The 21096-nt window shown below is 62.8% G+C and carries 23 protein-coding genes and 1 tRNA gene; 12 read left to right on the top strand and 12 right to left on the bottom strand.

Annotated elements, in window-relative coordinates:
- Positions 1-5: 5 nt before the first annotated feature.
- A complete protein-coding gene (gene qatB / locus ACFOGJ_RS18100) occupies positions 6-602 on the bottom strand; it encodes a Qat anti-phage system associated protein QatB (protein ID WP_379903109.1) in 597 nt (198 codons plus the stop codon).
- Positions 603-855: 253 nt separating this feature from the next.
- The gene (locus ACFOGJ_RS18095) at positions 856-2718 is read right to left on the bottom strand and encodes a KAP family P-loop NTPase fold protein (RefSeq protein WP_379903107.1); all 1863 of its coding nucleotides are present in this window, start codon (positions 2716-2718) and stop codon (positions 856-858) included.
- Positions 2719-3034: 316 nt separating this feature from the next.
- Here ACFOGJ_RS18095 and ACFOGJ_RS18090 point away from each other — a divergent pair, with 316 nt between their 5' ends.
- Genes ACFOGJ_RS18090 through ACFOGJ_RS18075 form a run of 4 tightly spaced genes read left to right on the top strand, consistent with a single transcriptional unit; the run spans position 3035 to position 4927 of the window.
- The gene (locus ACFOGJ_RS18090) at positions 3035-3493 is read left to right on the top strand and encodes a hypothetical protein (RefSeq protein WP_379903105.1); all 459 of its coding nucleotides are present in this window, start codon (positions 3035-3037) and stop codon (positions 3491-3493) included.
- Positions 3490-4050 (top strand): TIR domain-containing protein, encoded by a 561-nt coding sequence (locus tag ACFOGJ_RS18085; RefSeq protein ID WP_379903103.1) that lies wholly within the window; start codon positions 3490-3492, stop codon positions 4048-4050. The genes ACFOGJ_RS18090 and ACFOGJ_RS18085 overlap by 4 nt, the downstream gene beginning before the upstream one ends.
- Positions 4051-4056: 6 nt before the next feature.
- Positions 4057-4590, top strand: coding sequence for a toll/interleukin-1 receptor domain-containing protein (locus ACFOGJ_RS18080; protein ID WP_379903101.1), 534 nt, complete (start codon positions 4057-4059; stop codon positions 4588-4590).
- Between the two features lie 43 nt (positions 4591-4633).
- Positions 4634-4927: a hypothetical protein gene (locus ACFOGJ_RS18075; RefSeq protein ID WP_379903099.1), complete on the top strand. Its 294-nt coding sequence runs from the start codon at positions 4634-4636 to the stop codon at positions 4925-4927.
- Between the two features lie 301 nt (positions 4928-5228).
- Here ACFOGJ_RS18075 and ACFOGJ_RS18070 read toward each other — a convergent pair whose 3' ends face one another.
- The 4 genes from ACFOGJ_RS18070 to ACFOGJ_RS18055 all read right to left on the bottom strand — a co-directional run bounded on the left by ACFOGJ_RS18070 (position 5229) and on the right by ACFOGJ_RS18055 (position 8805).
- Entirely contained in the window at positions 5229-5801 is a 573-nt protein-coding gene (locus ACFOGJ_RS18070; protein ID WP_379903097.1) for a hypothetical protein, read from the bottom strand.
- Positions 5802-5879: 78 nt separating this feature from the next.
- Positions 5880-6065 (bottom strand): hypothetical protein, encoded by a 186-nt coding sequence (locus ACFOGJ_RS18065; RefSeq protein WP_379903095.1) that lies wholly within the window; start codon positions 6063-6065, stop codon positions 5880-5882.
- A 15-nt stretch (positions 6066-6080) separates the two neighbouring features.
- Positions 6081-6728, bottom strand: a complete 648-nt coding sequence (locus tag ACFOGJ_RS18060; protein WP_379903093.1) for a recombinase family protein — start codon at positions 6726-6728, stop codon at positions 6081-6083.
- 847 nt (positions 6729-7575) lie between these two features.
- Complete coding sequence (locus tag ACFOGJ_RS18055; RefSeq protein WP_379903091.1) at positions 7576-8805, bottom strand: hypothetical protein; 1230 nt, start codon at positions 8803-8805, stop codon at positions 7576-7578.
- A gap of 436 nt (positions 8806-9241) precedes the next feature.
- Between ACFOGJ_RS18055 and ACFOGJ_RS18050 the strand changes: the two genes are divergently transcribed.
- On the top strand, positions 9242-10258 hold the full coding sequence (locus ACFOGJ_RS18050; RefSeq protein WP_379903089.1) for a hypothetical protein: 1017 nt from the start codon (positions 9242-9244) through the stop codon (positions 10256-10258).
- A 24-nt stretch (positions 10259-10282) separates the two neighbouring features.
- Here the strand turns inward: ACFOGJ_RS18050 and ACFOGJ_RS18045 are convergent, their stop codons facing one another.
- Complete coding sequence (locus ACFOGJ_RS18045; RefSeq protein ID WP_379903088.1) at positions 10283-10939, bottom strand: hypothetical protein; 657 nt, start codon at positions 10937-10939, stop codon at positions 10283-10285.
- A 247-nt stretch (positions 10940-11186) separates the two neighbouring features.
- On the opposite strand from ACFOGJ_RS18045, the gene ACFOGJ_RS18040 reads away from it, so the two are divergent.
- From ACFOGJ_RS18040 to ACFOGJ_RS18010, 7 genes are all read left to right on the top strand, one after another.
- The gene (locus ACFOGJ_RS18040) at positions 11187-11753 is read left to right on the top strand and encodes a hypothetical protein (RefSeq protein WP_379903086.1); all 567 of its coding nucleotides are present in this window, start codon (positions 11187-11189) and stop codon (positions 11751-11753) included.
- A complete protein-coding gene (locus tag ACFOGJ_RS18035) occupies positions 11753-12070 on the top strand; it encodes a hypothetical protein (RefSeq protein WP_379903084.1) in 318 nt (105 codons plus the stop codon). Before ACFOGJ_RS18040 ends, ACFOGJ_RS18035 begins: the two co-directional genes overlap by 1 nt.
- A gap of 6 nt (positions 12071-12076) precedes the next feature.
- Entirely contained in the window at positions 12077-13681 is a 1605-nt protein-coding gene (locus ACFOGJ_RS18030; RefSeq protein ID WP_379903082.1) for a type IV secretory system conjugative DNA transfer family protein, read from the top strand.
- Positions 13682-13710: 29 nt separating this feature from the next.
- Entirely contained in the window at positions 13711-14106 is a 396-nt protein-coding gene (locus ACFOGJ_RS18025) for a hypothetical protein (protein ID WP_379903080.1), read from the top strand.
- Between the two features lie 31 nt (positions 14107-14137).
- Positions 14138-14671: a hypothetical protein gene (locus ACFOGJ_RS18020; RefSeq protein WP_379903078.1), complete on the top strand. Its 534-nt coding sequence runs from the start codon at positions 14138-14140 to the stop codon at positions 14669-14671.
- 125 nt (positions 14672-14796) lie between these two features.
- On the top strand, positions 14797-15171 hold the full coding sequence (locus tag ACFOGJ_RS18015; protein ID WP_379903076.1) for a hypothetical protein: 375 nt from the start codon (positions 14797-14799) through the stop codon (positions 15169-15171).
- Positions 15168-16730 carry a recombinase family protein gene (locus ACFOGJ_RS18010; RefSeq protein WP_379903074.1) on the top strand — a complete coding sequence of 521 codons (1563 nt, stop codon included), beginning with the start codon at positions 15168-15170 and terminating at the stop codon, positions 16728-16730. The genes ACFOGJ_RS18015 and ACFOGJ_RS18010 overlap by 4 nt, the downstream gene beginning before the upstream one ends.
- Here the strand turns inward: ACFOGJ_RS18010 and ACFOGJ_RS18005 are convergent.
- The 5 genes from ACFOGJ_RS18005 to ACFOGJ_RS17985 all read right to left on the bottom strand — a co-directional run bounded on the left by ACFOGJ_RS18005 (position 16690) and on the right by ACFOGJ_RS17985 (position 21092).
- Positions 16690-16780: transfer RNA gene (locus ACFOGJ_RS18005), tRNA-Ser, on the bottom strand. The two genes, ACFOGJ_RS18010 and ACFOGJ_RS18005, sit on opposite strands and share 41 nt — an antisense overlap.
- Positions 16781-16866: 86 nt before the next feature.
- A complete protein-coding gene (locus tag ACFOGJ_RS18000; RefSeq protein ID WP_379903072.1) occupies positions 16867-18228 on the bottom strand; it encodes an amidase family protein in 1362 nt (453 codons plus the stop codon).
- Between the two features lie 11 nt (positions 18229-18239).
- Entirely contained in the window at positions 18240-18758 is a 519-nt protein-coding gene (locus tag ACFOGJ_RS17995) for a YbaK/EbsC family protein (RefSeq protein WP_379903070.1), read from the bottom strand.
- Positions 18755-19453, bottom strand: a complete 699-nt coding sequence (locus ACFOGJ_RS17990; RefSeq protein ID WP_379903068.1) for a glutathione binding-like protein — start codon at positions 19451-19453, stop codon at positions 18755-18757. The genes ACFOGJ_RS17995 and ACFOGJ_RS17990 overlap by 4 nt, the downstream gene beginning before the upstream one ends.
- Before the next feature lie 52 nt (positions 19454-19505).
- Complete coding sequence (locus ACFOGJ_RS17985; protein ID WP_379903066.1) at positions 19506-21092, bottom strand: hypothetical protein; 1587 nt, start codon at positions 21090-21092, stop codon at positions 19506-19508.
- Positions 21093-21096: the final 4 nt, after the last annotated feature.

Here is a 21096-nt window from a genome sequence, read left to right as displayed (position 1 = left end):
GTCGCCTACCCCTCGAACACCTCGAACGCAGCCTGCAATGCGTCTCGCGCCAGCACCGATATGGCTCTTGCTCCGAGACGCTGCCCCGTCGCACGGGCTGCTCGGAATGCCGCAGAAACCTCCTCGCGGATGTATTCTCTGACTTCTTTCAGTCTGGCCAACCCGGTGGTGGGACTGGCGGCTTTGGCCTGGATTGTTTTTCCGAGATCAAGGTTGAAGCGTTTGAATACGTCCAGTGCCAGGTAGCGCTCGATCGCAAAGAGACGCTGCTCCTCGGACAGGCTTACAAGGTCGGCGTCAGGAAAGCGTTCGAGCACATCGGAAAGCGCTTCGCGGACAGCTCCCCGCCCGGTTTCGCCATCAAGGGTTCCATCCGTCGGCCGAACTGCCTCAACGAGAGCATCCATTACCTGGTCGGCGGACTGGCTCCCCAGAAGCGCCGGATCAAGAGGGCTGCCGGTGCCGGTGGTCTCACCTGCAGCGATGGAAGAAAGCACGCCATAGAGGTTGCCGGCGGTGCGTGAAACACCGCCCATCCGTTGCACCGTGGCGCGTGAACCTCCGTAGCCGCTGCGCACGTAGTGACCGAGGCCGCGCCTCATTTGATCCTGATTGCCTGTCTGGGCAAATTGCCCAAGACAGGTGCGTGCCCCTCTGAACCGTCCCGGCGGCGAAAGTGGAATAGGCGCTGAGGGTGGAGGGGTCTGCGGTTGAGGCGCAGGTGGAGCCTGGCCGTCGTCCGGGGCCTGCCCGTCATCCGGTCCACCGTCCCCACCGTCTCCTGCCGGCGGCGGTACAGGAGCAGGCACCCAGGGGGGAACCATTGGAACACCGGGACCCGGCCCGGTACTGGACTTAGACGTTCCCATGTTTCTTGCCCTCCCGTTTGATAGCGTTCTTGACCGGCGGCTTCACATCAGACTTGCTCCAAGCTTCCAGGAGTCCGGCGGCCCAGGGCTGGTCGCCAATCCGTGGGATAATGCCGGGGGTGATCTGCGCGGGAGGTCGCTCGCGAAGAAATGCGCCAATCCTCGGCCCCAGGGCTGGGTCGGCCGCCGCCACTGCCAAAGCCGCATTTAGTATCGGGGGGGTACCCCATTCTTGGACCTGACGGGCCCGCTCCAGGACGCGGTCCATGATAATCGTGGTTTCGGTCCGAGGCAGACGTGCCAACTGATCCCGCATTTGAGCGGCCATGTCCGGATGCTCCAGGATCGCGGTGAGAACTTCTGCGGCATCCGAGGAAAGTCTGTCCTCCGGCGTGATCACTGGAGCGTGTTCGCGGCTGACATAGAGCACCCCACGCAGGTCTATCTCCGCAAGCCGGGGCGGCACAGTCAGCCACTCCCGAATGAAGGGATCCTCCCAAGGCTCTTCCAGTTCAAAGCTCCGCCCGGCGATCGCTGCCTCCTCCCAGGGGGCAAGAAAGGCCGGTTTGCCTTGATCATTGTTGTTGACGGCTTTGGTCAGCGCTTCATACGCGGCCGGCGATCCGCACCGCTCGAACAGCAGCATTTTTGCAAGCACTGCCTCGTCAACGCCCACACTGTGGGCTCTGGAAATTGCCATGCGGATCGAAAGGGCGTTGAGGAACCGCTTGATCAGGCGGGGATTGCCGCCGATGGAAGATGCCGTCGTCATCAGCGGTGCTAATCGTTCTGCGGTATCGAACTGACTGAGGAGCTCTACGGGCAGCGCATTATGGGTGGTTTTCATGAAGGCCCGATCCACCCGCTCTCCCCGCCAAGTCCTTGCGAGCTGCTCACACACCTTGGCGCGGATGGCCTCCTTCTCGGCAGGAGGAAGAGTGCTGTTGTCGACAAACAGCAGCAGCATGTAGGCGCGGACTTCCTGCGTCCCGAGAGGCGGAACCCTGATCGGCACCTGGATCAGCTTGTCGAAGTAGTTGGTGACGAGCGCCTGATCGTTGAGGCCTTCAAAGTGCCGGCTGACGGCGTGCTTGATCATCGTATCGTCGGCGGCGATGACGAACGCCGTGTTCTCAAGGAACAGAAAAAGCCGGATTGCCTCCAGGGTGGAGATGGTCGTGGGCGGCAGGCAACGATCGAGATCGTCGATCAGCACCACCAGCTTCACGCCGAGTTCGTTGAGGGTCTCGACGAAGCACTTGCGGATCGCATCGATTTCTCTGGGAGGAGACGAAGCAGGCCGTGGCTTCAGGAGGCCGCTGGCTTCCTCTGCCACCTGGCCCGCTACGCGTTCCGTCTCCGCGATTGTTCCCTGGTCTGCGTCTCCGCCAGCCAGTTTGCCGCCCAGCTGGAGCGCATCGGCAAACAACCCGACCGGTGGCAAGCCCAAAGCCAGTGCCAGACCCGAGCCGGCGGTCAGCTTGGCAGCGCGGAGCCAGTTCACGCGCTTCAGGAGATCGCCAGCCTTGTCCAGTGCGGTCTTCCTGCGCTCGGCTTCCTCTTTGAGTTTGGTGGCAATCACCTCCAGCAGTGCCGCCCTTGCGTCATCGTAGCCCTGGTAGAGCCAGGCGTTGAACTCGACAAAGATGATGTTGCCGCTGCGGGCGTCCGTGTGGTTCTCCAGCGAGCTTCGAATCAGCTTGATCATCGAAGACTTGCCAACACCCCAGGCTCCTGAGACGCCGATCGAGATCGGGCGGCCCTGTGCCCGCACGATGATCTCAGCGACCGTGTCGGCTACGCCGGAGAAATTCAGAAAGTCGCGTTCTGTCTCGTTGTCGGGCCACATGCCTATTCAGCCTCAATGTCCGTAAAGGGCGGCCGAGCGCGTCTACATGCCGACACTCTGTCTTTGCAGGACACGCAGAAGTACCAATGTATGCAAGTGGCGCGTCTCGTTATCGGCGGCATGCGCGGCTCTTCCCTGTTTGTTCGATTCAATATACCATAAATGCGATCTATCAGTGTGCAATCCACAATATGTGGATATCCACAGACTTGTTACCTGCCGGATTAAACCTGCTCACGTGAGATGGTCGGAGGATGCGCGAGACCTTGGGTCACAGCCCAAGCCTCGGCAGGACTGGCAACAAGGTAAGCAGAGTATGAACGATGCACCGACGGCGCCGGACTTTACCGAGCACAGGCTGAAATATCTCAGCCTTGTGCAGGACGTCGTGTCGCGTATGGCCTCGACCTCGGCTTCAGTGAAGCGCGTTGCAATTATCGTTGTCGGAGCCGCCGCGGCCATTGCCGCGAGGGGTGCGGCCCCGGGCGTTCCCTGTAGCCACCATATCGCCGACCTTCCCCTGTTGGCGATCATCCTGGTGGCGATCTTCTGGGCCATCGACGCGCGCTACGTGCAACAGGAACGTTGGTTCAGGGACGTGTATGAGCGGGCTGCGTCAGAGCCGCCTGAACAAAGACCCTCACTATCGATCACGCCGACGGCAGATATCCGCTCAAAGCGAGGCTATGTCGGAAGCTTCATTAGCTGGTCGACGGGGCTCTACCATGGCGCGCTCATTGTCTTTTTGTTGCTGACGTGGAGGTTTCTCGGATGAGCTTGTTTATCCCCCCAAAAGGACCGCCTCAAATACCAACGAGTTTGTCCTCGCGCTTGCAGAAGCCGAAAGTTCGTAAGGTTTTCTTCAGCTTTCACTACGAACGGGATGTTCGAAGGGTTGTCCAAGTCCGCAACTCCTGGGTTCTACGTCCAGACGGCGATGCGCAGCCCTTCTACGACAAGGCAGAGTTCGAGGAGGCGAAACGCCGAGCCGGAGGTATTGAACACTGGATTGAGCAGCAGCTTTCCGGAACATCGGTGACGGTGGTGTTGTTTGGCGCTCAGACCTACACGCGTGAATGGGTACTCCACGAAATCAAGCGCAGCTACGAGCTAAAGAAAGGTCTGCTGGCGATCGACATTCATAACGTCAAGGATCCGCACAACGGGCCGGACTATGCGGGCCGGAACCCGCTCGACATGTGGAGCATCAACAGGGCAGGTAGGCAGGTTCCCTTCAGCCATCTCTATGCCACCTATGATTGGGTACGAGACAATGGCTACCAGAACATTGGCCGTTGGATTGAGGCCGCAGCGCAGGCAGCAGGACGGTAGCGCGACATGGCTATTGCGCTGAGCGCATTGCGCAACGCCGCTCGGCGCCCCACTCCGCAAGTGGTGGCAACACTCCGGGAAGCACGAGCACAGGGAATAAATACTGTATTCCTCTGTCATAGTCACAACGATGAAGTTCTTGTTAGAGGTGTTGTGACTTTGCTTCGAGATGCCGGCTGGGATGTGTATGTAGATTGGTTGGATACTACCATGCCGCAATCGCCAAATTTGGAAACAGCGCGTCGCATCCAGGAAAAAATTAGGGAAGATCGGTATTTCTTGTTTTTAGCTACACCAAATTCAACATCCTCCCGCTGGTGCCCTTGGGAAATTGGATACGCAGATGGTGTAAAGCCGCATAGTACGATTTTCATCATCACGACAAGGGACGATGGCGGCAATCACTACGGAAATGAGTATTTGCAGATCTACAATGACATTGATTTCATTGACAGCGGAGAATTGGCAGTTTTCGGACCAGCTTCAAATAAGGGCACACCGCTGGCGCTCTTGGATCAGCGTCGGGTCGAAAGGCGGTAGACTTTCGGTCAGCGTCGTGAGCCACCCTGAGATGGAGAGTGACATGGAACGGTTGTGGACATGGAGTGGGCGAAGCTTCGGTTACCGGGACGGGGACAATCTTTGGACGCAAGACGGCCGCCATGTGGGGCGCTTCAAGGGAGACGAAGTTTATGGCCCGGATGGTCGTTATCTCGGCGAGTTGAAGAACGATAACCGTCTTATCAGAAATCGTTCGAAGCACTGCTTGCGCCGCTCCGGGTTTTTCCCCTCCGGGCGACGCATGGAAGGCCTCTCCTACGCGAACTATGTGGGCTATGTCATGTATGCCGGATATGAGGATTTCCCGGCCCTCTGACGCTAACCGGTCTTTGGAGCACAGCGCGGTCAAACGGTGCGGACCGTTTGCCGGGATGAAACGCCGGAACGTTTCGCTGGCGTCGCCGTACGCCACCAGGCCGGGGGGATGCAACGGGGGCGCGCAGCGGGCCCCCTTGCCGAGGCCCGCGCTAGCGGGCCGAGCAAGCGGCGCGGTAGTACCGCGCACATCTTGCGTAAAACGCCAATCCCCCTTCCGCCCCCTCAGCTCTGACCAGGCAATCCACCTACCAAGACGCTCCTATCCGGTTCACCGGCGGTCCAGAGCCAAAGCTCAATCGTCATCCGGCTCGATGTCGGGCGATTAGCCCGGTCAGCCGTTCCACCGCTTCATCCCGGCAGCTGCGTATCTGATCGGCCTGCCGCACCAGGCAGTCCGGCAGGTCGTCGGTGCAACGCCGGATATGGGCGTGAGCCTCGTCAACGACCTCTTCCGGCACGTCCGCCCCGACGATGAAGTTTCGGCCCTTGACCGTCCCGCGTACCAGATGGGTAACGATCAGCGCCGGCTTCATCTCCCAAAGCGCCGGATCGCCTTTGAAGGAGAATGCGCGGGTGACACGGAAGCCCGGAACCGGCGGATCGCCCGGCTCCATGTCGTAGTCGAAACGATTGTGCGCACTGACCCTGACAGGGATACAGCCGTCGCGGGCCGCTCCAATATCCACCTCAAGAGGCTGTATTGCGTGGCGCTGGACAAGATCTTCCGCCGCAGCGCGATCGGAGATGCCATCCAGATCCATTGCGTTCATGCGGCTCATACGCAGCTCCAGCGTGGCGATCCAACGCTGCAGGTGCTCGTCCAGAGATGGGCCGTGCTTGCTCGCAAAGGCGCGCTCCCCGATCAGCCACATACACGATCTCCCGAATCACGCCGATCTCCGAACCTTAGCACTGTCCGGTCTCCTCGCACTGCGTCCGCCGACTGATCCTCAATCGTCATCCGGCACGGTGTCGGCGATCTGGAACTCGACCGCTTCCAGGCCGTCCCAGATGGACTGAAGCTCGGTCCGCACGTCGCGCACCCGGTCCTGAAGCGCCCAGAGATCCTCGATCAGCTTCTCGGCCTGCGCGATGCTCAGCGTGGCGGCCTGTGGTGTGTCTGTTTCCTCATCCATGTCTCCTCCTTCTTCTCAGTTCGATGGCATTCCTCCTGTGGTGTCCCCGTTCTCCAGCCCGTAGCGCGCAAAGGCGCGGGTGACGGTGATCCGCGCCACCTCATGACGGGCGGCGATATCCCCGATCCCGGCCCGCCCGGTCCGCACCTGGCGGTAGGCGCGGCGCACGGCGCGCTCATCCAGCTTCGGACGGCGACCCAGGCGGATGCCGCGCCTCTTGGCGGCGGCAAGCCCGGCGCGGGTGCGCTCGGCGATCAGGCGGCGCTCCATATGGGCGACGGCGGCGATGATGTGGAAGACGAACTCGCCATAGGCGGAGCCGGTGTCGATCTTCTCTGTGAGGCTCTCGAACGCCACACCCCGGCGCTTCAGCGCGTCGGTGATATCCAGAAGGTCCTGGAGCGAGCGGGCCAGCCGGTCGAGCTTCCAGACCACCAGCGTATCGCCAGGCCGGACCTGGCGCAGCGCCCGGGCCAGTGCGGGGCGGTTGCGCTCCGCCCCTGAGCGGTCCCCATCGGTGAACAGCCGGACGCACCCGGCGCGCTCCAGCGCGTCGTGCTGAAGCCTGGTGTTCTGATCCGCGGTGGACACGCGGGCATAACCGATGCGCCGCCCGCCTTCGTTCTCAAGGCTGTTCTCCGGGCCTTCCTTCTGCGGGCTCATAGCCGCCTCCCGTACCGGACAGAAACGATCGTTTCCGTACCGGCAACCGGAACCGTCCCGTCCGTGGGGCTGGCGCGTATTGTGCCCCGGGCATCCACGCATTCTCAAATCAAGATCATTCATTCGCACTGTAAAAATCAATCTGTTCAGAATCGATCCTTTATGATCGCGCCGAATTTCAGGAAACGGCAAGCGGCAATCGAGGAAAGAGCGCGGTTATCCGCAGGATATTCGATGCAGAATCACCCCCGCGGGACAGGCGCGGCGGCACGGGCGACGTGTGCCAAGCCCTGAGCCTCGCGAAATGAAACTGCACACGAAAGCATGACGAAATGGAATGAAAGATATGCAAAGACAGTGTATTGACTTAAAAGTTTGCAATTAAAACAGAGTCATGTTAAGAATTACGCAATATAATTAGCAGAAGGAGGTTCTGCATGACAATGAGAGATTACTTTAAAGGCGCAGTCAGCGCCGTAGCAGGGGCCGGAATGCTGGCCGGGGCCGCTTTTGCGCCCGACACCGCTTCCGCCCAGGATCAGCAAATGGCCGCCAACGACACCGCGAGGCCGCAGGCTGCGAGTCTTCAGGCTGGGCCGCAAAGTAGAGACGTGTTTCTTCGGATTGGGCCTGGCTTTAATCCGGTTTCAGCCGACCGCGTTGCCCGGTTTGTGGAGAAAGAAAGTAAGGGCCGTTGCAAGGCTATTGTGACGACGGAAAAAGGCTTTCCGCTACGGCTGACGGTGGACACCCCAGGAGACGATCCTTTCCGGTTCAAAGCAGACGAGATAGGGAGCGCAGCCGCGTCAGCTCTGTCTCGTTGCCGTGGCCCAGCTTAAAACTGCACTCAAACCGTCGGTGGTTCCATGCCCGGGAATGTCGGGGCTGGTGGTTTCGCGTCATTGTTCAGGGCGGCTGTCCGTTGTTGTGCCTCCTGCTGGGCGCCGTCAGCCCGGTCCAATTCATCAGAGAACGGCGGATACAGCGCCGCCGTAACCTCCGGGCTGAGATCTTCTTCGCTGGCAAGTGCGTGCTTTACCTCGTCTGAAGCCTCATTGATCGCCATTTCGACATACTGTGCATAGTCGGGATCATTTCCGAAACCTTCCTTCAAATCTTTAAGATCGGATTTGAGAGAGGATAGCTTGATTCTCGTTACTAACTCGGGATCTGTGCTTTCCCGAATTATTTCATCAAGCGTATGAGGGTCAGCATTTTTTATAAGTTCGTCGGCTTTCTGGTTGTAGAAATCAGTACCCTCATATTGCTTTAATTCAAAATCTATAAGCTCACGCTCTGTCATTTCGACGCTTGCGGCAGCTTCTGCGCCCTCCAGTGTGCCTTCATGTTCTGCTGTGATTTCGGAATGGGACATTACCGATTCTCTCTGTGCACGTTCTAAATCGGCAATTTTTGTACCCAGCTGCTCCTTCAGACCTTGAAGTTTCTCATACTGAGCACGGTCGGCACTCGCCATCTGTTCATTTTTTTGCTCCAATTCGTCCTTTTTGCCCGCCAGTTCAGTCTCCATCGATCTCCAGTAGTCGTACCCGGATTGGCTCAGCGTCCCGTTGGCCACCTTTTCGCGCAGTATTCTGTCCGTGGCATCAAACTGCTCGTCCTCCGGCAGGGCGTCGATCTCGGCTCTCTCCTCGGGCGTCAGCACGCTGTCCTCGAACTCTGCGATCCGCTCTTCCAGAGAGGCGATCTCCCGGTTCAACCTGGCGATATCGGCCATGAGGATGTCCATGTAGTTCTGGTGCGCTCTCTTGGCCTTCTCTTCCTGCTGGGCGGCCTGGTCCTGGAGACGCGCTGTGGCGCTGCCTGAGAGGATGCGGCCCGCGATCATCTCGCCCTGCTCGGCGAGGAGGATGTCGTTTTCCTTGGTGTAATGGATCTGGCTGTGTTGGTTGCGGCGCTGCTGCTCGAACTCGGCGGTTTCGCCCGCGCTCAATCCCCCAGGAGCGATGTCCTGATCGTTCGCCAGCGGATCAAACCCGCTGCGGATCGGTTCGGGCGCGCTTTCCGTGAGCGCGGCCGCGGCTACTGCCCTGAAATCTGTCGTTGGCTTAATCATAACCCCAATTAACGCCCCTGCGTGGAGCCTCCCATGTAAATCCCTGTGCGGTCTTTTCGCCGCTTCATTTATTCTTGAAGTATATTTTACGTAATAATGTTTAACATATTATTAAATCGTACTTTTCTTCATTCTTTACATATCATACGCGCAGGCTCTAAATATCTGTTTAACTTTAGATAAAATGCAATATGATATTTTCTTTAGGAAAATGCTGGCCGATTAGATTAGTTGCGATAAGTGACGTATTCGTCACTTTCCGAAAATCAATAAATATTCCGTGTGAAAGCGGACTTTTAATTACCAGATATGATATATTTCTAGAATGGCGATTGGTACAGGACCTGACTATGTTGATATTGACCCAGAGGTTTTTCGCTCCCTAAGGGAGGAAACTGGCGTAGGCGCGGCTAAGCTTCTTGCGGGCCGATCTGACGTGCCCGACGGGCTGAAGCCGTGGACAATCGCCAACTGGATATGCGGTCTCGCCAAGCGGGGCCGCCGGGACCATGTCGCCTACGTTCTGAAGGCATGGAAGTCGCTGCCGCGCGGCACTTACGTTCCCCTGACCGAAGCGCATATCGCACAGATCAAGGATCTGCGGGAACGCAGCCGGGTCGGGCCGTCGGTCATTCTGCGCGGTGCCAGGCACCACGCGCCGGATGGTCTGACGCTGGGAACCATAAGATTGTGGCTCAAGGGGCCGCGCCCTGCCGTGCGCAGAGACCACCTGGAATACGTCCTGACCCGCTGGCAGGAAGCCGCCGAGAGCGCTCCTGAGTATGTGCCCGTTAATGCTGCGCTCCAGGAGGAGGTCGGCCAGGCGGCCAAGCGCCGGGGCCGCGGGGCAAAGGCCGCGCTCATCAAAGCCCCGGGGCGTCCCGAAGGGCTATCCGACAAATCGATCTGGAAGCTGTTCGCCGGAACGCTTGAGGAGATCCAGAAGGAGCATCTCGATTTCATCCTGGCGTTCCTGCAAACACCGCCTGCGCCAAAGCCGAGAATTGCGGAAACCGGCAGGCGCGGCTGGGTGCTCCTCGATGATGATGCGCTCGGTGCGCTCCACCAAGCGCAGGACCGCAGCGGTGTAAGCGTCCGGATGCTGCTGGCTGGGGCCGATGATGTCCCGCGCGGTCTGAACGGCAGGCTGATCGACTCCTGGTTCTTCGGTCCGACCAAGATTGCCAGGTCCCAGCACTATGAATGGGTGCTGGCGCGATGGCAGGACCTGGCCGCCAAAGCGCTCTCGCCGATCACCGATGAGATCTGGGCGAAGCTGACCGACGCCCATGCCAGGAGCGGCATCACGGTCGCCGACCTGCTGGACGATCCCGATGCGCCCGACGACCTGGAGCCGGACCACATCACCGGCTGGATCGAGGGCAGAATCAAATCCGCCCCTTACGGGCATATCGAGTTCGTACTCGGCCGGTGGGAGTCTTCCGGCGAATAGCCACAAGAGCGACAGAAACTCAACTTATTCGCCGCGATCCTCGCTATCCAGCACGGCAGTGAGAAGTCTGTCGATCAGCGTCCCTATGGAATGCTCGCCATTATCGGAGGGGTCCGGCAGGCCGTTCGGCAGCGACCTGGAAGCAGCCCGCACCGCCGCCACGGTCGAGGTGTGGATCAACCGCTCGCGGAACAATGCCAATGCATCGGCTTGCTTCTCCCCGTAGATCCCTAATCGCCGATAGAGCGCGTGTACCTCGTCGATCATTGCGACCGCATCGTCGGCGCTCGCGCGCGTCTTGAAGCGCGCAGGCATTGGACAGGAGCGGCACAGCCGCGTCTTGCGATTGCCCAGCGTGTAGTTCCGGTAGCAAGCTCGGTTGAAATAGCAGTCGGCCAGCACGTCGAGGAAACTGGCCTTCATGATGGCCTCGGTTTGCGGGTCCACCACCTTCACCAGAGTGCTTTTCAGGCCGTGCCAGCGGTTGAAGGCAGGGAGCACCAGAAGGCTGCGCAGGCTGATGTAGTAGCCGCGGACGGTCTTGGCAGAATGCCCGGACGAGGACGCAGCGGCGGCCACGCTGATCCCCGCGGCAAAGCAATAGATCAGGCGAATTGTCTCCTCCTCGCTCAGCTTGGCGTGCCTGCGAAAGGTATTGCGCTGCTCGTAGCGCTTCGCCATGACCGTCCTTTCCTGCAATCGCTCCGATCTGAAAACCCTTGGCTTTCAAAAGCTTGGCGAAGGGGCGCGGGGAACCTGCTTCCAAACCTGATTAGACCAGGCTGCAGGGCCATTGCCAGCCGTTGACCACCGGGTCATTCCTTAAAGCCTCCTCCTTTTCAAAACCTCCTTTGCACAAACGCACAGGCGATTTGGCCGGGAATCCCTTCCGGCGAGATCGCCCCGGTCAGGCGCAAAGGAGGATGTCATGACCAAACGAACCCTGAGATTCCTGGCGACATTGCTGGGGATGTTGCTGGGACTGTTGCTTGCGACAGGCTGTTCGGAGCAGGAGCGCCGCGAGGTCCGCGAGCATGAGGAGCGGATGACGGCCCTGGAGGCTCAGAACGAGCTCCAGAAGGCGTTCCGCCATCAAGAGCTGGCCGCCGAGACGGAGCGGCTAAGGAACAACCTGGCCGCAGAAACCCAGAGGCAGAAGAACGGCCTCGCTGCCGATACCCAGCGGCAGAAGGACCTGCTCGCCGCAGAAACCAGACGCAAGCTGAATGCGAACCTGACGCTTGCCGCACAGATCGGCGGCATCGCCGCGGTTATCGGCCTGGTGGTCGGTTTCGGGCTCTTCACGCTTCGGCGGCTCGGCGAGCGGCACCTGGCGGAGCGCACCACGCGCCACGCCCAGAGCCTCAAGGCGATCCAGGCCATCGCCGATCTCACTGCCGAACAAAGAAAAGAGCTTCTGAAAGCGGCGATTGAAGCCGCCCACAGGTCCGGCTCGCCCCTGATTTCCTACCACGGCAACTCTGGAGGTGCGTGATGACGATGCCATTCAACGACGACCGTGACCGCGAGGCCGACGGCCCGCCCGGCAAGGACCTGCTGGCGATCAGCCTCGCGAGCCTATCGGCGATCTTAGGGACGCCGTTCCTGTTCGACTTCGTCGGACCGATCATCGCCAAGCTGATCTATGAGGCCTACGGCTCCAAGACGCTCGCCGACCTGATGTACTACGCCAGCTTCGCGCTCAGCGGCGTGATCATCTACACCGTCTCCCGAATCGCGCTCTGGTATGCGATTGCCGCGCTGATCGGGTTCACGACGGTGCGGTTCGCCGGGTTCGCGGCGGGGGTCTGAGGCCTCATGTCCGGCTCCATCTCCAATGAGGACCGGCCCTTCGGCTCGGCGCGTTTCGCCGGGCCGGAGGAGGCCGCTCGCGCAGGCATGTTCCGCCAGCAGCGGGGTTCGCTGCTGGTGGGCTTCCTCGGTCCGCGCCCGCTCTGGTACTCGGACATGGGCGGGCTGCTCCTCATCGCCGGGGCCAGGTCGGGCAAGCTGCGCGACATCCTCGCCTACAACGTCTGCCCCGGGACCTGCCTTCATTCCATGCTGATTCTGGACATGAAGGGCGAGCTGGCGGCGATCAGTCTCAACCAGACCTCGGACCGCAAGTTCTGCGGCTACTGGTCCCCCATCCCCCTGCACGGTATCCGGGGCAACCGGATCAACCCGCTCGATTACATCCGCATCGACAGCCCGACTCTGGTCTCGGACGTGAAGGTCTTCGCCGAGAACATGATCCCGGCATCCGGAAGCCCGCAGAGCCTGTACTTCGAAGGCCGGGCCAGGGAGTTCCTGGAGGGGATCGTCCTGGCCCTGGTGCGCCTCAAGAGCGTCCTGACCTTCCCCGAGCTGTATCGCGTGATCAACCTGCTGGTCGCGGGCGGGAACGAGTGGCTGGATTTTGCTTTCGAGATGGCGGAGTCCGGCTTTCCGCTGGCCCGCAGGGTCGAGGAGGAAATCGCCGCGGCCCGCAAGGATTCCAGTGGCGGCTTTCGCGGCATCCTGGGCGAGCTCACCAAGGCGTTCGCCTGCCTCTCCGATCCCTCCCTCATGGCTTCCGTCTCGCCACCCTTCGACTTCTCGCTCAGCCAGCTCTGCGAGAGCGATCGTGCCTGGCAGATCTACCTGATGCCGCCCGCGGAGTTCATCGACGCATGGGCGCCGGTGATCAAGGCAATCTTCGTCGCCGGGATGATCTACAAGTCCCGTGCGCCCGCCGCCCCGCAACAAACCTGGATCCTCGATGAATGCGCCCAGCTCGGCGCGTTCCCGCTGGCGGTGAAGCTGTTCACCTACGGGGCGGGCATCGGCATCCGACCCTGGGCCGTGTTCCAGAGCGCCGACCAGATGAAGGCCCTGGGCCCCGACGCGAAAACCATCGTGTCGTCCTCCGCCGGGCTTCAGAGCTATTTCGGGGTGCGAGACCTGGAGACGGCTTCGACGCTCTCCAAGATGCTCGGCTCGGAAACCCTCGGCTATGTCGATGCGCACCGCCGGGCGGAAGCCCGCTACGCGCAGCAACGGGCGGCGCGGCGGCTGTTCGGCGGCGGCAATCCGTTCCGGATCGCCCAGGAAGTTGCCCATCACGCGCGGATGGCCTCACTGCCGGTGCTCACACACCGGGCGCTGCGCAACCCCGATGAACTCCTCGGAATGCCGGGGGACCGCCAAATCATCTTCGCCGACGGCCTGGAGCACCCGCTCTACGCGGAGCGCAGGGCGTACTTCGATCAGCCGTTCATGGCCGGTCGCTACCACCCGTCGCCCTTCCATCCACCTGCGGACAAGGTCCGGGTCAGGACGCGGGGCGGTTATGCCTGGCGGCGCGTGATCGTGGAGCCGGTGCCGCGCCGCTTTGCCCACTACCCGCAATACGTTGGCGGCACCTGGTCCCGGATCGGCTGACGCAGCCCGCTACAGGAGGAGAGCAATCGATGAGCGCCGAGAACCAGGGCAGCTACGGCTCCTTCGCGCACCACCACAGCGCCGATCTGCCGGGCACTGGAGGCGGCTTCGATACCAGGCCCGGCCCTGCGCCGGAATTCACCGCGGCGGGCTGTGGAGAGCCCTCAGAGCGCGCCGAGAGGCGCGATGCCTTCATGGTCCAACGCGAGCGGCCAGAGCCTGAGCTGCGCCCGGACCCGGCTCTCGCCCATGCCAGCGACCGCATGGCCTTCAACGCCCTGTGGGACGCGGAATGCCGGGCTGCCGGGGAGGCGGACCGCGAAGCCCGGCGCGCGGCCTTCATGGAGATGCGCAGCCAGGCCGATGAGAGCCTCGCGCAGAGCCAGTCCCGCAGCGAGACCTTCAACCGTGAGGCCCGCGAATAGGCAGGCCTCCACCCAGCCAGGAGAGACGGACATGGATCAGCAGAACCCAAACCCCCAACAGCAGGCCCCGGCAGTCCCGGAGCCTGCTCCCGCGCCGCAACCTGCACCGGAACCGGCTCCTGCGGCGGAGCCGGTGCGTCCAGCCCAGGACCAGGGCCAGAACCACCAGTCCCAGGAGACGCGGGCTCCGGAACCGGAACATCAGCAGGCGCAGCCGGAACCGGAGGCCGAACCGAACCGGCCTGTGGACACCCTGCGGGACGGCAACCTCAAGGCCAGCATCTGGCGCAACGAGGCCGAAAGCGGCGCGTTCTACGCCACCACCTTCTCCCGCACCTGGCGTGACCAGGAGGGCCAGCTGCGGGACGCCAACAACTTCGTCGGTTCCGACCTGCTGAAGATCTCGGAGCTGGCCCGCGAAGCCTACACACGCACGAATGCGCTGCGCCGGGACGATTTCCAGGAGCGGAACGCCGATACCGACGAGGAGGCCCGCCGCGCCGCCTTCAAGCGTGAGCGCGGCAGTCAGGCGGAACAGGAGCCGAAGCAGGAGCGAGACAGATAGGAAATAAATCTTAAATACTTCTTGCGCTACGAGGGAGAATACCTATAAATGTTCTTCTTTTGTACTGACAAGAAAGGCTGAATTGTACGGAACAGTGAGCAAAACAACTGAAAAAGGAGCAGGCCATGACCAGGGCTAACACTGAAGACAACGATACCACCGACGCAGGCCTGCGCCTTCGTGTGACAACGGCTCCGATCCTCACGGTCGATTACGACCTGTATGCCCACTACCTCGAAGATTCCGATCTCAGCAAGGAGCAGAAGCAGGAGTTCCTGCAGGCGCTCTGGAGCATCATCGTCGATTTCGTGGCGCTGGGCTTCGAAGTGCATCCGGTGCAGCAGGCGCAGGATGCCTGTGGAAAACTTCCTGAAAAGCGCAGAAACCAGCCAGAGTCTGCCCCTGATAGTTTAAAATACAGGGATCAATTCACCAGTAAAATATTCAAGAAAGCCGCGGGTGGAATTGATTCTACTGCAGAAGAAAGGAATTTCGAATGAGCAATGACAATGAAAACACTACCGCGGTCATATATTGCCGCGTCTCCAGCGTCGCCCAAGTTACCAAAGGGCATGGAATCGCCTCTCAGCAAACGCGCTGTGAAGAGTTTGCGCGCATCAAGAAATACAGCGTCGAGCAGGTTTTTCGCGATGAAGGCGTCTCGGGCGGAATTCTGGATCGCCCAGGGATGCAGGCTATGCTGGCTTTCCTTCGCAAGCGCAAACGCCACGGCGGAACGGTCGTCCTGATCGATGATATCAGCCGCCTGGCCCGGGACATCAAAGCGCACCTCGATCTCCGCTCTGCGATCATCGAGGCAGGGGGCCGCCTGGAAAGCCCTTCCATCGAGTTCGGAGAGGATTCCGACTCCATTCTCGTCGAAAACCTCCTGGCTTCCGTCTCGCAGCATCAGCGTCAGAAGAACGCCGAGCAGACGGCCAACCGGATGCGCGCCCGGCTCCTCAGCGGTTACTGGCCGTTCATCGCGCCGTTTGGGTACCGCTTCGAGAAGAGACCGGGGCAGGGGAATGTGATGGTCCCCGATGGCAGATTTTCCCCGATCATACAGGAGGGCCTGGAGGGGTTCGCCTCGGGCCGCTTCCAGACCCAGGCGGAAGTGAAGCGGTTCTTCGAAAGCTTTCCCGACTTCCCGAAAACCCGCTACGGCACGGTCACCAACGAACTCGCCAATCGCATCCTCACTCAGCTTCTGTATGCCGGTTACCTGGAACGCCCTGAATGGGGTGTCAGCCTGCGCCAGGCGAAGCACGAAGCGCTGATCTCCCTGGAGACCTATCAGCGCATCCAGGACCGCATAGCGGGCCGCGCCAGGGTCCCCGCGCGCACGGATATCAACGAGGATTTCCCCTTGCGGGGATTCGTGCTCTGCACCTGCGGAAAGCCGCTGAGCGCCTGTTGGTCAAAGAGCAAGACCGGGGCCAAGCACCCGTACTACGCCTGCTACAACAGGGAGTGCGAGAACGCGCGCAAGTCCATCCGAAGGGATGCAATCGAGGGAGACTTTGCGACGCTCCTGGCTGAGGTACAGCCTGCCCCGACCATGTCTGAACTGGCACTGGCGATGTTCCGGCAGGCCTGGGACCAGCAGGCTGAACGGGCGCGGGCGCTCCGGGAAACGGTCCGCCGCCGCTCAGCCGAGATCGAGAAGCAGATTTCGTCCGTGCTGGACCGTATAATGCAGGCCACCAATCAGACCCTGATTGCTCGCTATGAGCAGCGCATCGGCGAGCTGGAGCGCGAGCGTCTGGTCCTGGCCGAAAAGCTGGAGAAGGGAAGCCAGCCGCGCAGGAGCTTCGACGAGGTATTCGAACTTACCCTGAAATTCCTCTCAAGCCCTTGTAATATATGGGAAAATGGCACTCTTGCGGTGCGCCGGACAGCCCTGAAACTGACCTTCGATGAGCCCCTGGTCTACTGCCGGAATGAGGGGTTTCGAACCCCTAAAACCTCTATAGTTTTCAAGGCATTAGGATGTTTTCAGGGGCAAAGCGCAGAAATGGCGGACGGGGAGGGATTCGAACCCTCGGTACCCTTTTGAGGTACGGCGGTTTAGCAAACCACTGGTTTAAGCCACTCACCCACCCGTCCGCGAGGCCGATGCAGGGGCATACCCCGCCCGGCAGGCGCCGCGGCGCAGCGACCGGTCCGGAACATAGGTGCAGAGCCTGCCGTCGTCAACGCGTGCCTTGCGGCCCCGCGCGATGCAGACCCAGCAGCGCCGCCGCGGTTCCGAACAGCGCCGAATCGCTGCCTGCCGCCCCCACCAGCTGCACCCCGAAGGGCATGCCGCCGACCTGCAGCAGCGGCAGGCTCAGGGCCGGAACACCCAGCCAGGACCAGTACATCTGGCAGGTGCGGCTGCCGGTATCCGCCAGCCCCCGCGGCGCCGGACCGGAGGCGGACGGCATGATCACCGCATCGGTCCCGAGCGCCGCCAGCAGGTCGTGGAAGCGCCCCTGCATCGCCGCCCGTGCCGCCAGCCGGTCGCCATAGGTCCGGGCATCCAGCGCCGCCCCCCGCCGCAGCAGGTCGTGGATGCGCGCCGGCAGTTGCGCACCATGCTGCCGCGCATATTCGGCCAGCGGCCATTGCATCTCCCAGGTCAGGATATCCATGGCGCCCGGGGCTTCCGCCACCAGCGCCGCCTCGAATGCCGCGGCATCGCCGCCGGCCGCCTGCGGGTCGACGATCTCGACCCCGGCCGCACCGAGGTCCTGCAGCAGGCCGGCGAAGGCCGCCTGCGGCGCGTCCTGCATCGCCGGCTCGTCCCAGCCGGCCGTCCGCAGGAAAAGCAGCCGCGCCGGATGACGTGCCGCCGATGGCTTTGCCGCCGCCCCCGGCAGGCCGTGGTCGCCGGGATCACCGATGCCCGGCGTCGCGCAGCCATCGGCCAGCAGCTTCGCCACCGCCCAGCACAGGGGCAGGTCGGCGGCCAGCACGCCCATATGGTCCAGGGTCGGGCTGAGCGGATGCACGCCCTGCATCGACAGCAGGCCATGGCCCGGCTTGTAGCCGAAGGTACCGCAATAGGATGCCGGCCGGATCACCGATCCCATGGTCTGGGTGCCCAGCGCCGCGCTGAAGAAGCCGGCCGCCACCCCGGCGGCGGAGCCGCTGGAGGAGCCGCCCGGGCTGCGCGCCGGGTCGTGCGGGTTGGTCGTCGGCCCGCCGGGGCCGATGGCATAGGCGGTGGTGGCGGCCTTGCCCGCCACGATCGCGCCGGCCCGTCGCAGCGCCGCTGCCGCGGCAGCGTCGCGGCCGGCCTGGAAGCCGGCATGGATGGCGCAGCCCATCTGCGTCGGCAGGTCCGCAGTCTCCATGATGTCCTTGATGCCGACCGGCATGCCGTCCAGCGGCGACAGCGCCTGCCCCGCCGCCCGCCGCGCGGCCGACGCCTCCGCCGCACGCAGCAGGTCGGCTTCGCCGGGCCGGCTGGCGAGGGCGCGGACGACATCCTCGCGCCCCGCCGTCGCTGCCAGCGCAGCCCGCATGGTCGCGACCGGGTCGCTGCCGCCGTCGAGCCGCCACGGCAGCATGGACGACGCCCTCAGGCCCGGCCGATCGTGTCGCTCTCTGCCGCGCCCGACAGGCGCAGCAGTTCGTCGACGTTGGAGGAGAAGACGCAGTGCGGATGCCCGGCCGCCGCCCAGATCGTGTCGAAGCGGCGCAGGCTGGCATCCAGCACGATCGGCATTGCCTCGGCATGGGCCACCGGCGCCACCCCGCCGATGGTGAAGCCTGTCGCCGCCCGCACCAGGTCGGCATCGGCGCGGCCGACCTTTCCCGACAGGTCGAAGCGCGATTGCAGCACCCCGCCCAGCGCCTTGGTGTCGCATTGCCGGTCGCCTGCCACCAGGGCCATGACGGGCCGCCCCTCGACGGCGAAGACGAGGGACTTCACGATCGCACCGACCGGGCAGCCCAGCGCATTTGCTGCGTCCTGCGCCGTGCGCGCCGTTTCCGCCAGCGCCCGGATCTCCGCCGCCGCGCCGCCCGCCTTCAGCGAGGCGGCAACCCGCTGCACCGCGGGCCGGGCCAGCAGCGCACCACCGTCCACCCCGCTCATGCCTTCACCGTGCCTGCGTTCTGGCCGAACAGGATCTTCCGCGCCGCCTCGTCCGGCTGGGTACTGGTCTGGAACGCCTTCGCCCGCTGATAGGCACGATAGGTGGCCGGCCGGTCCCAGATCCGCTGGAACCAGGCCTTCAGGTTCGGGAAGTCGTCCAGGTTCTGGCCCTGCCGCTCATGCGGCACGATCCAGGGATAGCTGGCCATGTCCGCGATCGAATACGCGCCGCAGATGAAGTCGCGCCCCGCCAGCTGCCTGTTCAGCACCGCGTAGAGCCGCGCCGTCTCGTTGCGGTAGCGGTCCTTCGCGTACGGGATCTGCTCCGGCGCGTAGACGTGGAAATGGTGGTTCTGGCCGGCCATCGGCCCCAGCCCGCCCATCTGCCAGAACAGCCATTCCAGGCATTGCGTGCGGCCGCGCAGGTCCTTCGGGATGAACTGCCCGGTCTTCTCCGCCAGGTAGAGCAGGATCGCGCCGCTCTCGAACACGGAGATGGCCTCGCCGCCATCGGCCGGTTCATGGTCGACGATCGCCGGCATCCGGTTGTTCGGCGCGATCCTCAGGAAGTCCGGCTCGAACTGCTCGCCCTTGCCGATATTCACGCCGTGCAGGGTATAGGGCGTGCCGGTCTCCTCCAGCCAGAGGGTGATCTTGTGGCCGTTCGGCGTGGGCCAGTAATACAGGTCGATCATGATGGCATTTCCCGCGGTTTCATTGGTCGCCAATGCTTGGCAATGCGTCCTCCTACCCACCCGCAGCACCTGACCAGAGCTGCCGGATCGCTTCGCCCATGGCGCTTGCGGTCGCCGTATGGTCGGTGATCCCGGAACTCAGGATGTTCTCGCGATAGCACTGGCGGGCCTGACGAAGATAGCCCGCATCGCCGGCCAGGCCCAAGGCGCGTTCCAGATAGTCCCGCGGCCGCCGGGTCACCAGGAAGGGAGCGCCAGCCGCCCGGGACAGCAGGTCGGAAAGGCAGGCGCATGGTCGATCGTCGACGCGGAGGGAGACCGTCGGGACGCCGAGCATGAAACATTCGAAATCCGTCACCAGACCCTGTTCCGGGAAACCGCCGAGCGCGACGTCCACCGCCTGCATGGCCGCCCGGTGGGCATCCTGATCGGACCCGCCGCGCAGGTCGATGCGCCAGGAGGGGATGCCGCGCTCCTTGAAGGCGTCCCTGATGCGGGACGCCGCCGCCATGTCGTCCAGGAAGGGCGCCTTCATCAGGAGGCGCGCATCTGCCTGTGCCCGCAGGAGTTCCGCCCACAGGTCGAGCGCCTCGGTCGAGATCTTGCAGATCCTGTGGAAGGACCCGAACGTCACATGGCCATTGCGGTCCAACGGCAGCACGCCCGCCTGCGGATACTCCCCGATCGGCTCAACCGTCACGCTCGTCACCGGCAGCCTGATGACCGGCTCGGCATAGTGCCGCTCCGCGCCGGGCGGGCAGAGGCTGGCATCGGTCAGCCAGCCGTCGAAAAAGCCGGTGCCCGATGTGACGGCATTGCCGGCCCAGCCAAGCAGAAGGGGAGAATCGCATTGGCAATAGGCGGCCAGGACATCGGGCTGCGAGTGGCTCGCCAGATCGATGACCACGTCCGGATCCGAGGCCTCGATCGCTGCGACCTGGGCCTGCGCGTCGCGGCCCGGAACAGACAGCGCTTCGCCTTCGGGCAGGTTGCCTTCCCCGCCGCCGTCCTGTTCGACGAGGTGAATCCAACTCAGGTCGAAACCCAGTTGGCGCAGCCTGACGAAGGGTTGGAACATCCGGCTGAAAGAACCGAGATCGCTGATAACGAGCGCGATCCTTCGTGGCGCCGGTCCCGATCGCGGCTTCCGGTGACGCGGCTGCCGCAGGCTGTCCGGAAGCGCCTTCAGCGTCCGATGCTCGGCCGGCGCGCCGCGGAAATCCGCCGCGACATGCGCCATCGACCATGCGCGCAAATCCTCCGGCGCAAGCGACCGCGAGGCCGCCAGTGCGGTCCAGAAAATGTCATGCACGCCGAACAACTGGGCGTGGAATGCCAGTCGCCGTGCCAGGTCGGCACCCTGGCGGGGCCGCCGCGTCATGACCGACCGTACCCAACGCCACGACGCGGCAAAGTTCCCGCGCCGCCATTCCAGGACCGCCAGATTCTGCTCGACGACCAGCCGGCCGGCCGGGCCCAGCACCTCGCGCAGGCCCCTGAAGAGGCTTTCCGCCTCCGCCAGACGGCCCTCCGACAGCCGTTGCAGGGCCTGCTCGTGAGCAGCCCCGGGGTCACGGACCAGGTCGGCCGGGTGCGGAGCGGCAGGATCCTGCGAGCCCCGCCCTTCGCCGTCACCCATGCGC

Source organism: Marinibaculum pumilum (genome assembly GCF_042646425.1).
Taxonomy (GTDB): Bacteria; Pseudomonadota; Alphaproteobacteria; order Ferrovibrionales; family Ferrovibrionaceae; genus Marinibaculum; species Marinibaculum pumilum.
Note: the sequence above shows the minus strand (reverse complement) of the source record. Positions and strands in the feature narration are given on the sequence as shown.

Coding starts and splice junctions, on each gene's coding strand:
- ACFOGJ_RS18030 (WP_379903082.1), top strand. CDS start 12,077: ATGTCCGGCTCCATCTCCAATGAGGACCGGCCCTTCGGCTCGGCGCGT.
- qatB (WP_379903109.1), bottom strand. CDS start 602: ATGAGGCGCGGCCTCGGTCACTACGTGCGCAGCGGCTACGGAGGTTCA.
- ACFOGJ_RS18000 (WP_379903072.1), bottom strand. CDS start 18,228: ATGCTGCCGTGGCGGCTCGACGGCGGCAGCGACCCGGTCGCGACCATG.
- ACFOGJ_RS18020 (WP_379903078.1), top strand. CDS start 14,138: ATGGATCAGCAGAACCCAAACCCCCAACAGCAGGCCCCGGCAGTCCCG.
- ACFOGJ_RS18055 (WP_379903091.1), bottom strand. CDS start 8,805: ATGATTAAGCCAACGACAGATTTCAGGGCAGTAGCCGCGGCCGCGCTC.
- ACFOGJ_RS18065 (WP_379903095.1), bottom strand. CDS start 6,065: ATGGATGAGGAAACAGACACACCACAGGCCGCCACGCTGAGCATCGCG.
- ACFOGJ_RS18045 (WP_379903088.1), bottom strand. CDS start 10,939: ATGGCGAAGCGCTACGAGCAGCGCAATACCTTTCGCAGGCACGCCAAG.
- ACFOGJ_RS18015 (WP_379903076.1), top strand. CDS start 14,797: ATGACCAGGGCTAACACTGAAGACAACGATACCACCGACGCAGGCCTG.
- ACFOGJ_RS18080 (WP_379903101.1), top strand. CDS start 4,057: ATGGCTATTGCGCTGAGCGCATTGCGCAACGCCGCTCGGCGCCCCACT.
- ACFOGJ_RS18070 (WP_379903097.1), bottom strand. CDS start 5,801: ATGTGGCTGATCGGGGAGCGCGCCTTTGCGAGCAAGCACGGCCCATCT.
- ACFOGJ_RS18010 (WP_379903074.1), top strand. CDS start 15,168: ATGAGCAATGACAATGAAAACACTACCGCGGTCATATATTGCCGCGTC.
- ACFOGJ_RS18025 (WP_379903080.1), top strand. CDS start 13,711: ATGAGCGCCGAGAACCAGGGCAGCTACGGCTCCTTCGCGCACCACCAC.
- ACFOGJ_RS18035 (WP_379903084.1), top strand. CDS start 11,753: ATGACGATGCCATTCAACGACGACCGTGACCGCGAGGCCGACGGCCCG.
- ACFOGJ_RS17985 (WP_379903066.1), bottom strand. CDS start 21,092: ATGGGTGACGGCGAAGGGCGGGGCTCGCAGGATCCTGCCGCTCCGCAC.
- ACFOGJ_RS17995 (WP_379903070.1), bottom strand. CDS start 18,758: ATGAGCGGGGTGGACGGTGGTGCGCTGCTGGCCCGGCCCGCGGTGCAG.
- ACFOGJ_RS17990 (WP_379903068.1), bottom strand. CDS start 19,453: ATGATCGACCTGTATTACTGGCCCACGCCGAACGGCCACAAGATCACC.
- ACFOGJ_RS18040 (WP_379903086.1), top strand. CDS start 11,187: ATGACCAAACGAACCCTGAGATTCCTGGCGACATTGCTGGGGATGTTG.
- ACFOGJ_RS18095 (WP_379903107.1), bottom strand. CDS start 2,718: ATGTGGCCCGACAACGAGACAGAACGCGACTTTCTGAATTTCTCCGGC.
- ACFOGJ_RS18085 (WP_379903103.1), top strand. CDS start 3,490: ATGAGCTTGTTTATCCCCCCAAAAGGACCGCCTCAAATACCAACGAGT.
- ACFOGJ_RS18075 (WP_379903099.1), top strand. CDS start 4,634: ATGGAACGGTTGTGGACATGGAGTGGGCGAAGCTTCGGTTACCGGGAC.
- ACFOGJ_RS18060 (WP_379903093.1), bottom strand. CDS start 6,728: ATGAGCCCGCAGAAGGAAGGCCCGGAGAACAGCCTTGAGAACGAAGGC.
- ACFOGJ_RS18090 (WP_379903105.1), top strand. CDS start 3,035: ATGAACGATGCACCGACGGCGCCGGACTTTACCGAGCACAGGCTGAAA.